The sequence below is a fragment of the Burkholderia sp. BC1 genome (genome assembly GCF_052683555.1).
In genome coordinates this window covers 1-10,695 of the sequence record NZ_JBQYLP010000112.1, presented here as the reverse complement: position 1 = coordinate 10,695, position 10,695 = coordinate 1, and the positions used below count along the sequence as shown (strand labels likewise).

Below are 10,695 nucleotides of genomic sequence, written 5' to 3'. Positions count from 1 at the left end.
TGATCACGATCCGCCGAAATGCGTGATCACGTTCGCCGGAATACGCAGCTGCAAGCCGTCGACATCCCGCTCGCCGACCCGCACTTCTGGACGATGCAGGGTTCGGTGCGGCTCGCACAGCTGTGCCGCGACTGGGGCCTCACGTGGGGCTCGCACTCGAACAATCACTTCGACGTGTCGCTCGCGATGTTCACGCATGCGGCAGCCGCGGCGCCGGGCACGATCACCGCCATCGACACGCACTGGATCTGGCAGGAAGGCGATGCGCGGCTCACGCGCGAACCGCTCGAGATCGTCGGCGGCAAGGTCGCCGTGCCGGAGCGGCCGGGGCTCGGGATCGAGCTGGACCTCGCGCAGGTCGAGGCCGCGCATGCGCTGTACCGACAGGTGGGCGGCACCGCGCGCGACGATGCGGTCGCGATGCGGTATCTCGTGCCGGGGTGGACGTACGATCCGAAGCGGCCGAGCTTCGGGCGGCGCTAGGGCGCCGGCGCGCATAAACAAAAAGGGCTCGATCTTGCGATCGAGCCCTTCGAATTCGTTGGTGGTGGATTCTACCACTCTGTCGAACTTTGCTCAATAACGCCTGCGGGTTGGTGCGGAAGCGCACGGAGTCATGCGGCCTCATCACGCAGCGCCAGCATCTCATGCAGCCAGGCGCCAAAACGCCGCTCGCACTCCTGCAGTAATACATCAGACAGTCGCTGTAGCGCTTCGGCACCCGCCTTTGTCAGGGAGTCCGTTCCTGTCGGCGTGAAACTTCCGTGGGCCACCATGACGCGTAAAGCTGTGGCAGGAATGCGGATATCAATATCACCGTCCATGAACAGCTGGAGCTTTTTTCGCAACCCTTCTTGTGCAAACAGTCCTGTGGAATCCGCAGAAGGTCGAAGCAGGACTTTTCGCAACGCTGCCGCCAAGGCGGAATCGGGGATCTTCCAAGATGTGACGTTGCTCCCAATGGCTTCGCCAAGCAGTTCGGCGGCACTGTAAGCCGCCAGCAAACGCAGTCCAGCGGTGTAGCCGCGCAAGGCCTTTTCGCTGTACCCATATGCATGCACGGCTTCAAAGTGCGCAGCCAAGCGATACCTTGCGCAGAAGCGGTTGAGTTGCCTTCTGGTGGCTGCCGGGCAAAACCTGTCCTCCCCCTCGCGACACTTCGCGCAAAACAACTTCCAACCAACCAAGTGATGAACATTGGTCTTCATGCAGTCGCCTTTGCTTCAGCCTCTTGCTCCAAGTACACCCAGTCGACAATGTCGTCGCTGGGGATGTAGCCGGCCACCAGTTGCTGCATCATCAGGCGGATCACGCCCACGTCGTTCACGTTCAGGGCCATTTCCAGGGCGGTGAGCTTGGCCTCGAACTCGGCCCAGGGGATGAAATCCTCATGGGCCTTCATAATGCGGGGGTGTACGGTGGGCTTGGGGTTGTCGCCGATCAGCAGTTCTTCGTAGAGCTTTTCGCCAGGGCGCAGGCCGGTCACCGCGATCTCGATGTCGCCCTCGGGGCTCTGTTCGTCTTTCACCGTCAGGCCCGAGAGTTCGACCATGCGCCGCGCCAGGTCCATGATCTTCACGGGCTGGCCCATGTCGAGCACGAACACGTCGCCGCCTTTTGCCATGGCGCCGGCCTGGATGACGAGCTGAGCCGCTTCTGGGATGGTCATGAAGTAGCGCGTGACTTCCGGGTGCGTCAGGGTGATGGGCCCGCCGTCGCGGATCTGCTGGCGGAACTTCGGCACCACCGAACCCGACGAGCCCAGCACGTTGCCAAATCGCACCATGCTGAACTTGGTGCCGCCTGTTCCGACTTTTCCACCCGCGACCGCCTGGGTGGCCGACTGTGACGCTGCCAAGGCCTGCAGCGCCATTTCAGCCAAGCGCTTGCTGGCACCCATCACGTTGGTGGGCCGCACGGCCTTGTCGGTGCTGATGAGCACAAAGTCGCTCACGCCGTTTTCTGCGGCGGCTTGGGCGGTACGCAGCGTGCCCAGCACGTTGTTCTTGATGCCTGCGGCCGGGTTGTGCTCCACCAGCGGCACGTGCTTGTAGGCGGCGGCGTGGTAGACCGTGTGCGGGTGCCAAGTGGACATGATCTCGCGCATGCGATCGTCGTCTTGTACCGAGGCCAGCAGAGGCACCAGAACGGGTGGCGTGGCAACGTCTAGCCCAGCCAGTTTTTCTTCCAGCTCCTGGTGAATGGCGTAGAGAGCGAATTCGCTCTGCTCGATCAGCAGCAGCCTGGCCGGGCCCACCGCCAGGATCTGGCGGCACAGCTCGCTGCCAATGGAGCCGCCCGCTCCGGTCACCAGCACCACTTTGCCGGTGATGTTTTTGGCCAGCAGGATGTGGTTGGGTGCCACCGGCTCGCGGCCGAGCAGGTCGTCGATATCCAGCTCGTGCAAGTCCGAAATGCTCACCTTGCCCTGGGCCAGGTCGGTCACGCTGGGCAAGGTGCGCACCGCTACGTGTGCGTTGCGAATCTGGCTCAGGATCTCGTTACGGCGGCGGCGCGAGACACTGGGCATGGCCAACAACACAGTGCGCACGCCCTGCGTCTCAACCAGCCCCCGCAAGTCCATCGGGCTATGTATCGGCAAACCATTCAGTACATGCCCATGCAGGCGATCGTCGTCATCCAAAAAGGCCACGACCCGCATCTCATGGCCGTGGGCCATCGCCTGTGCCAATTGCCTGCCTGCTTGTCCCGCACCGTAGATCACCGCCTTGGGCAGGTTCATTCGCTGAAAAATATTCTGGTACAGGCCGCCCAACCAATAGCGCGCCAGCGCGCGCGAGGCGCCTACCGCCAACAGCAGAAGCAAGGGTTGGATGATGCCCACACTACGCGGCACACCAGACAGCCCAATGGCCGTCACCACCGACGCATACAGCAGACCATACAGGGCAAAGGCCCGCAGCACCATCTGCATCGCCGCCGTGCCCGAGTAACGGAAGATCACCCGGTAAAATCCATGCGTAATGAACAGCGGCAAGGCGATGAGCCACGACGCGGCTATCGCCCACATAGGCTGGAATAAGCCTTCGCCTGACAAACGCACCCACTCATCCAGACGCAGGTAAAACGCGATCCACACCGTCAAGACGATCAAGCTGGCATCCAAGGCCAGCGCTACCGCGCGCTTGGCGGAGCGTGGCAGGGCCAGCAAGGGAAGCGCCAGTTTTGTCAGCGGCATGTATTAGCTCCTCACGCGCTGATCGTCGGGCAACCAAGAGTCGGGCCTGCCGCCCCCCAACCACAAAACCGCCAACACCAACGGCAAATAGGCAGCCACCACAAACGCCACCGACCCGGCCGGCCATTGCACACACGCCCAGGCCCAAGGCGCGAGCCACAGCCCGTTGACTGCAACCACGAGCAAGGTCACCGCGCGATGCCCCGCCTTGCGGCCACCCTGCCACCGCCGGGACAAGCGTTGGTAGGCATGGCTGCGATGCGCTTCATACCAACGTTCCCCGCGCAGCATGCGGGTGAGCAGCGTGACGGTTGCATCGGTCACAAAAACAGCCGCCAGCACCAGCCAGGCCGCGTAACTCAACCAACCGGCTTGAACAGACAGCAGCGCGAGCGCGAACACCATAAACGCCAGCCAGGTGCTGCCCACATCGCCCATGAAGATTTTGGCGGGCGGCCAGTTGAGCAGCAAAAAACCCACCGTTGCCGCTGCCACGCACAGCATTAGCATCCAAACGGGGCTGTGAACCGCCTGCGGGTCGGCCCACATCGCCATCGCCGCACCGGCCAGCAACATGAAGATAGCCTGCATCCCGGCAATGCCGTCGATACCGTCCATGAAGTTGAACAGGTTGATCCACCACACGCCAGCCAGCAGCAACAGCCCAAACAGCACCCAGCCAGTCACCTGAAACGCCAGCCCACCGCTCAAGGCCAATGCGGGCAAATCACCCAGCGCAATCAGCCCCCCTGCGCAAACCACCACCTGCACGCCGAAGCGCACCCGAGCCGGCAGGTGCGCCATATCGTCGCGCAACCCCACGGCAGCCAGCACGGCAGCGAGCCCGAGCAACAACCCACCGACCATCCAGCCAGAGAGCAGCACCAAGGCGATACCGGCAAGGCTGCCAGCCACCACAATGCCCAGACCGCCGCCATTCGGGGTTGGGCAGTCATGCGATGAGCGGTGATTGGGCATTTGCACTAGGCGCAGCGCCTCGGCACGGCGAAGCACCCACGCCGCCACGCCCCAGGCCAGCAGGGCGGTCGTCGCGAGCAAGACCAACAGGGTCACCAACAGGCTCATCGCGGCAAATCCTCCGCTACCAGCGCAAAACCCCTGGGCTTGAAGCCAAAATCCCGTGCTGCCTCTGCGTGGTCGAACACCAGGTCCCGGTTCATGCGCTCGGCCATGGCCGCCGACCAGTGCCGATAACGCGGCAAGCGCCGCAGCACGGCTACCGCCAGGCGGAAGGCCCACAGCGGCAGAGTCACCAAACGCGCCGGGCGGCCCAGCGCCGCAAACACGCGCGCCACCATCTCGCGGTAAGCCAGCGTTTCGCCACCCGATAGGTTATAGGCCCGGTTTGCCGCCCCCGGCGCCTGCAAAGCGACCACGCAAGCCGCCGCCACATCCTCGGCATGGATGGGTTGGCGCAGGCCCTGGGCGGAACCGAACAATGGAAAAAAAGCAAAGCGGCGGATAAAGCGCGCCATCTCGCTGATGTTTTTGTCCCGCCCCTGGCCATAAATCAGCGTGGGCCGCAAAACCACCCACTCGATGCCTCGGCTCTCAGCCCACGCCTGCACTCGCGCCTCCGCATCGATCAGCTTTGCCGCGATGGCGTTCTCTGCCGTATCGCCAGAGCCGACTTTCGTGAAACGGCTGGTGGAAGACAGCGCCACCACCCGCCGCGCGCCACTGGCCTCGATGAGCGGAAAATAATCCGGCAACACCCAGATTGGGGCCACACAAATCCAGTGACTGTTGGTGCACGCTATATCGGTGCCTTTGGTGCCAGGCGTAGCTAGCTGCCTCCAGTCGACAGCGCCACCTTGAATCGCTACCCGTTTTTCACGACTGAAGGCGATAGCACTCCGTCCCATCTCCTCCAGTTTGGCTAGAAGACAGCCACCAACGAGACTACTTGCCCCCAGGACGCCGACCTTCTGATCAGGCACGCGCGCCTCCTCTGAGCGCACCCTTTATTTGCGCCAATGCCAACCGTGTAGCGAAGTACGTGGACACCAAGCCAAAACGCAACCAGACACCCAATACAACCAGCCACCAAAGCAGACCCGGGTACTGCTTTCTGAAAAACTTGTTATAGAAGCGCAGCATGCCGTGGTGCTTGTGCCACTCCACAAAAAACGGCCTACTACGGCTACATGCTCCCCAGACGTGGATCACCCTGGCATCCGGGACGAAGACCACACGCCAATTTTTCAGCCGAAACCGCATGCACCAATCCAGGTCTTCGCAATGCAGGAAATATCCTTCGTCCCATAAACCAACATCCTCCAGTGCTTCGCGTTTGACGAGCATGCAGGCACCAGAAATGGCCTCCACGGGGGTGGGGGTAAGCGGTAGCGGCTCCTTATGGAGCAAAAAATCAGAGAACAGAGAGGGAAACCACTTGCCCAGGTGCGACAAGCCGAAGGCCCGCATGAATGCACGCCTGGGCGTGGGAAAGACTCGGCGCCCACCCGGCTGCTCAGAGCCATCCGGGTTACAAAGCAGCCCACCCACCATACCGATTGAAGAGTCGCTTTCCAGCACGTCCATCATGCGCCGCAAGCTACCCACGGCAAGCACGCTGTCTGGGTTGAGGAACAACAGGGTGCTGGCGTTGGAAGCGCGCGCCCCCATATTGCAAGCAGCAGCAAACCCCAGGTTCTGGCCGTTTCGAATAATGGTGACGCGCACATCGCTGATTGAGGCGGACAAATGGGCAAGGCTGTCGTCGTGCGAATCGTTGTCTACTACAAAGACATGCCTCACTTGTTCTGACAAGACTGATTGAACGCATTCCGTGAGAAGCCGGCCTGCGTTGTAATTGACTATGACGACATCACAATCATGGGAGGAGGTTTGCCGCATCAAAACGAGCCTCCCATGTATTTTGGATTGCGAACGCACTGGCATCACCTGCATCTCCACAAAATTGGATCGCAGAATCAGCCATGGCAGGAGCATCGCTCACGGATTGAGTGATAAACACACCGCGTTCGCCCGTGCGTAGGCTCATTTCACCGAAATCCGTCGAGATCACAGGCAACCCGAGTGCTCGATACTCATAGTATTTGATTGGGTCCACTGAGGCAGTGAGCGCATTCTTCTTGAATGGGATCAGTCCGACATGGAACTCCGCCATGGCCTTCAGCGCCTCTGCATGACCACAAGCGGGCATCAAATGAACATTGCCGGGCAACTTTCTAGGCGGTGGCTGGAACACGGGTCCAATCAGACGGATTGCACCGTCCGGTCTAGCCTCTGCCAAGGCGGATACCATGTCCCAGTCAAACCAAGACGCAATGGTCCCGACATAGCCGAAGACCTTTTTCTCGGAAGATATCGATGCTGGTCCCACTGACCGAATAGCCGACAGATCGAGAGCGTTGTGGACCAAGCGCACATCTTTATGAAAATCCATCCACCGAGATTTGAGCGCAGAACTCGATGCCAGGATGACATCCACCCGCTGTGCGATTTCACGCTCTCTTCGCATCAGGGCAAAGCGGGAAATACCTGCATAGAAAGCCGGAAAGTCATCCATTGCATCGTACAAAGATGAAAAGTCGCGCAAGCGTTTGAGTAGCTCCAGCGCAAGCACCGAAGGCTTGCCAATAGCCAGCAGGGTTCTGCCGCCTGTCACAAAGTCGCCAATCGTGCGCATATGGCCCTGCCACATCAGCCCGTTCACCCATCCAGAACCCGGTATGGGCTCAATGGGTAGCCCGCCCGGTTTCATCAATGTGAGCCAAGTTGGTGGGCTAGTGTGTGGACTCGCTGAAGCGGACAGACGCGAACGCCGAAGATCTCTCCAACCAGGAAAACGAGTGGGGTAAGGGTCAACCCACAGGACAGGCTCGCCTGTACGGCCATGGAACCACTCGACAAACTTATGCGGCCGCTGGGCGAAACTCTCCCAAGGGACCGGCGACAGGTATACCAGGCGCATCAGGTGAAATGCTCACGCAGCGTCTTCACGATACGTTCTGCGGCATGCCCATCGCCATAGGGCGATACACCCCGCGCCATGGCTTTGTAGGCGGTTTCATCATCCAGCAAGCGCTGCGCCTCTTCGACGATACGGTCGTAGTTTGGCCCAACCAACTTGACCACACCTTGCTCAACAGCCTCCGGACGTTCTGTCTCGTCACGTAGGACCAACACAGGCTTGCCAAGGGCAGGAGCTTCCTCCTGCACGCCGCCTGAATCTGTCAGGATGAGGTATGCGCGCTTCATCGCAGCGATGAAAGGTGCGTAGTCCAGCGGTTCGCACAGCGTGAAATTCTGCAGCCCAGCCAAGAACTCGTGGGCAACATCCTTGACGTTGGGGTTGGGATGAACCGGATAGAGGAACTGCACTTCCGCGTTGTTTTCGGCGAGGGTCCGCAACGCACGACAAATTTTGCGGAACGGCTCGCCGAAATTTTCTCTACGGTGGGACGTCACCAAGACCAATCGCTTGGCGGGATCCAGCGGGACAGCAAGCTCCAGATCCTTGGCAGCTGTCATCAACAACGCGTCGATGACGGTATTGCCAGTCACGATAATTTCAGAATCCGCCACGCCCTCCTTGAGCAAATTCTGTCTTGAGCCTTCCGTAGGTGCAAAGTGCCAGCGGGCAAGCTTTCCCGCAATCACCCGATTGGCTTCTTCTGGAAACGGGTTTTGCATGTCCCAGGTACGCAACCCGGCCTCGACATGCCCAATCGGAATGCGGTGGTAGAAGCAAGCCAACGCGACCGTCATGACCGTGGTTGTGTCGCCTTGTACTAAGACCGCATCTGGCTTCTCGGCTTGCAAAACATCGTCTAGTTCAAGCAGCAAGCGAGCTGTCAATGTTGTGAGCGCTTGGTTCGGACGCATAATGTTTAGATCGATATCAGGATCGATACCAAAGAACTCATTGACTTGATCCAGCATGTGCCTGTGCTGGGCGGTTGCAAGCACCCGCACATTTGCCCACGGCTCTTCTTTTAGGGCCAGAATGACAGGCGCCATTTTGATGGCTTCAGGGCGAGTTCCGATTACTGTCAATATTTTTTTCATTGCTTTAACCGCAAACTTGATTCAACAACGTTTCCCAGTCGCTAATAAAGCGCTCAGCTGAAAAGTTGCCCCTCAACCTACACAAAACACTCTCTGTATTCGAGTGATTGTCGAGCAAATACTCAATGCGGCTTGCAAGGGAATTTAAATCCCCTAGTTGAAAAGTAAATAAATCCCCAGCATCGGCCACCAAATCCAAATGAGCACCTATATCAGACAAAACAGGTGGAAGGAGTGATGAAATTGCCTCGGCTGCGGATAAGCCAAAAGACTCTTCTCGTGACGGAGATACAAATACCCCCCCAACTCTTCGAACGGACTCCATTAATGAAGATGCAGAATGAAAGGGTATCGGAGGGATCATAACGACGGTTCCACCAAGCCCCCTCTTTACTATTTCGCTCTCAACATCGATTTCAACAGACTTCGGACCGCACAATATGAGCAAAAACTCCCCTTTACGCCTGCTCTCAATGATTTGAAATGCATCAAGCAGCGCAATCGGATTTTTAAGTTTATCCATTCGACCAAAAAAAAGAATTGGTCTTCGCGTCCACTCTGGAAGACCGATATGCTCACGGGGCTGATACTCCTCAATATCCCAAGGTACGAAATTAGCAAGCTCAAGAACAGGGGCAGGAAGAAAAGGAAATTCATTCCTGACGAGGTCACTGAAACGAGACGATGGAGTTGCAACAACTCGGCACTCACTCGGCAAAGCTGAAAGATACCGCCTGTTTTCAGCATAGCCCGTGTGACACTCTACAATATAGCGCTGGCTGCTGGAGTTAAGCTCAGAAAAAAGCTGGGGACAATCCACAAGAGAGACAACCTCGTACGAACTGTCAAGCGACGGCACAACCGATGCGACACTATCAAGGCCATACTTTTTAAGCGCAGCGCTAAAACTCTTAAGTCCCCCTCCATCAGAAAGGAAAAAAAAGTCAACATGCACTCCCGGAAGAAAAGTCTTAAAGGCCATAGTGCGATTAATAAAAACTCGCTCACAGCCACCAAATGTTGCCCAAGGATAAGCAAAACATATCTTAGTCGTCATATTCGCCAGAACTTATTTTTCATACAAAGAAAAGAGACTTTTTCTTGATGACGCAAGACTCAGCAAACTATCAAAACGAGCCTCCCATGTTGTCTTTCTCAAGAAGTCCTCAAGGCCATCTATGCTTGTAGCATCAGCAATCGCCTGAGCAATTTTCTCTCGTATATTTGACTTCGTAGCAAAATAAGTTTTCGGATAATCTTTTAAATGACCAATACCTGTGACTACCACTGGCAGGCCGAAATACAAGTACTCATAAATCTTTATTGGATCAACCGCATCGGACAAGTCTGATTGGACAAACGGAATAATTCCAACCTCCCAACGTGAGACATAGGAGTGCAAGTCAGCGGGAACAACCTTTCCCACCAACGATATGTTGTTAAATTGAGCTATCTTTTTGCGAACCCACTCGGGCTCACCGTACCCAATGATTTCGAAATTATAATTCGAATCTTGAGTAGCCAGAGAAAATAGAAGATCCCAATCAAACCAAGCGTCGGTTAGATGACCGAAATACCCAATTACAACACATTCACCCCGCCCATTCCCCGCAATTCCTTTTTTGTCGACACCCAAGACCATTGGAGAATATCCATTACCAATAATAGCGATATCCGTTCTGATATGATCAAACTTTCGCTTTAGCGCAGGCGAGACTGCAGATACGAAATCTGCTTTTAGTATGAGTTCCTGCTCAAGAGTTTTTTCATACCAAGGCGCCTGCCCCGTTCTGAAAAACTCCTCCCATTCATCCATAATGTCATAAATCACAACACCACCCTTTGAGCGCCATGTATCTACGGTTTCAGTAAATTGGCGAGCAGGCATCGTAATTACATAATGACCAACCTTATTCTCCAAAGATAGGGCATTACAACCATTCAGAAATTGATACAACGGAACTTGAATAACATTAGGAAATACCTCCCCACACCCCTTCGAAAGAACATCTTTGGGCGACCACTGCCAAGCAATATAGAGCACCAAAAATCCTCTTGCGGAATAATGCTTTGCGGCATTTATGGGTCGCTGGTTTACGAGCTCATCGAACTCAAAAGCGCAAGGAATAACTGCAATTTTGTCGACTTCTTTTGCCCGAGCAACCCATGGGATTAAGAGATCTGAATCAAGCGAGTCATTTGAGACTGAAGAAACTATATTTTCACTACGCAAACGAAAACGCTTTGCAACAAACTGATGTCTCGGTTTGTTCAACAACATACGTAGTCGCTCTGGTAAACTCCAATAAATGGATTTAAAAAGCGAGTACCGTGCATTTTCGTGTGTAGATGCAATCATTAACCGCTTCACTATTCGCATAGGTGAGGTGGTCTGCCCCCTGAAAAGTGGTCCTCCCTGAAGTAGGCTATTGAGCCGT

Annotated in this window: 10 protein-coding genes; 1 reads left to right on the top strand and 9 read right to left on the bottom strand. The window is 56.4% G+C overall.

Features of this window, described 5'->3' with window-relative positions; genetic code table 11:
• Nucleotides 1-18 precede the first annotated feature (18 nt).
• Complete coding sequence (locus ACSHSS_RS28770) at nt 19-483, top strand: enolase C-terminal domain-like protein (protein WP_445545856.1); 465 nt, start codon at nt 19-21, stop codon at nt 481-483.
• A gap of 131 nt (nt 484-614) precedes the next feature.
• On the opposite strand, the gene ACSHSS_RS28765 is transcribed toward ACSHSS_RS28770, so the two are convergent.
• From ACSHSS_RS28765 to ACSHSS_RS28725, 9 genes are all read right to left on the bottom strand, one after another.
• Nucleotides 615-1,208, bottom strand: coding sequence for a hypothetical protein (locus ACSHSS_RS28765; protein ID WP_445545855.1), 594 nt, complete (start codon nt 1,206-1,208; stop codon nt 615-617).
• On the bottom strand, nt 1,205-3,199 hold the full coding sequence (locus ACSHSS_RS28760; RefSeq protein WP_445545854.1) for a polysaccharide biosynthesis protein: 1,995 nt from the start codon (nt 3,197-3,199) through the stop codon (nt 1,205-1,207). Before ACSHSS_RS28760 ends, ACSHSS_RS28765 begins: the two co-directional genes overlap by 4 nt.
• Nucleotides 3,200-3,202: 3 nt before the next feature.
• Nucleotides 3,203-4,285 (bottom strand): MraY family glycosyltransferase, encoded by a 1,083-nt coding sequence (locus ACSHSS_RS28755; protein ID WP_044727330.1) that lies wholly within the window; start codon nt 4,283-4,285, stop codon nt 3,203-3,205.
• Nucleotides 4,282-5,160: an SDR family oxidoreductase gene (locus ACSHSS_RS28750; protein ID WP_445545853.1), complete on the bottom strand. Its 879-nt coding sequence runs from the start codon at nt 5,158-5,160 to the stop codon at nt 4,282-4,284. Before ACSHSS_RS28750 ends, ACSHSS_RS28755 begins: the two co-directional genes overlap by 4 nt.
• Nucleotides 5,153-6,079: a glycosyltransferase family 2 protein gene (locus ACSHSS_RS28745; RefSeq protein WP_445545852.1), complete on the bottom strand. Its 927-nt coding sequence runs from the start codon at nt 6,077-6,079 to the stop codon at nt 5,153-5,155. The genes ACSHSS_RS28750 and ACSHSS_RS28745 overlap by 8 nt, the downstream gene beginning before the upstream one ends.
• Entirely contained in the window at nt 6,057-6,902 is an 846-nt protein-coding gene (locus ACSHSS_RS28740) for a glycosyl transferase (RefSeq protein WP_445545851.1), read from the bottom strand. The genes ACSHSS_RS28745 and ACSHSS_RS28740 overlap by 23 nt, the downstream gene beginning before the upstream one ends.
• Nucleotides 6,903-7,159: 257 nt before the next feature.
• Nucleotides 7,160-8,257, bottom strand: a complete 1,098-nt coding sequence (gene wecB / locus ACSHSS_RS28735) for a non-hydrolyzing UDP-N-acetylglucosamine 2-epimerase (RefSeq protein ID WP_445545850.1) — start codon at nt 8,255-8,257, stop codon at nt 7,160-7,162.
• Between the two features lie 4 nt (nt 8,258-8,261).
• Nucleotides 8,262-9,314 carry a glycosyltransferase family 4 protein gene (locus tag ACSHSS_RS28730; RefSeq protein WP_445545849.1) on the bottom strand — a complete coding sequence of 351 codons (1,053 nt, stop codon included), beginning with the start codon at nt 9,312-9,314 and terminating at the stop codon, nt 8,262-8,264.
• A gap of 12 nt (nt 9,315-9,326) precedes the next feature.
• Nucleotides 9,327-10,695 (bottom strand): glycosyltransferase (locus ACSHSS_RS28725; RefSeq protein WP_445545848.1); only part of this gene is annotated, 1,369 nt, incomplete at its 5' end.

Excerpts from the sequence above, each read along its gene's own strand:
- ACSHSS_RS28765 (WP_445545855.1), bottom strand. The coding sequence starts at position 1,208 with ATGAAGACCAATGTTCATCACTTGGTTGGTTGGAAGTTGTTTTGCGCG.
- ACSHSS_RS28745 (WP_445545852.1), bottom strand. The coding sequence starts at position 6,079 with ATGCGGCAAACCTCCTCCCATGATTGTGATGTCGTCATAGTCAATTAC.
- wecB (WP_445545850.1), bottom strand. The coding sequence starts at position 8,257 with ATGAAAAAAATATTGACAGTAATCGGAACTCGCCCTGAAGCCATCAAA.
- ACSHSS_RS28770 (WP_445545856.1), top strand. The coding sequence starts at position 19 with ATGCGTGATCACGTTCGCCGGAATACGCAGCTGCAAGCCGTCGACATC.
- ACSHSS_RS28730 (WP_445545849.1), bottom strand. The coding sequence starts at position 9,314 with ATGACGACTAAGATATGTTTTGCTTATCCTTGGGCAACATTTGGTGGC.
- ACSHSS_RS28760 (WP_445545854.1), bottom strand. The coding sequence starts at position 3,199 with ATGCCGCTGACAAAACTGGCGCTTCCCTTGCTGGCCCTGCCACGCTCC.
- ACSHSS_RS28755 (WP_044727330.1), bottom strand. The coding sequence starts at position 4,285 with ATGAGCCTGTTGGTGACCCTGTTGGTCTTGCTCGCGACGACCGCCCTG.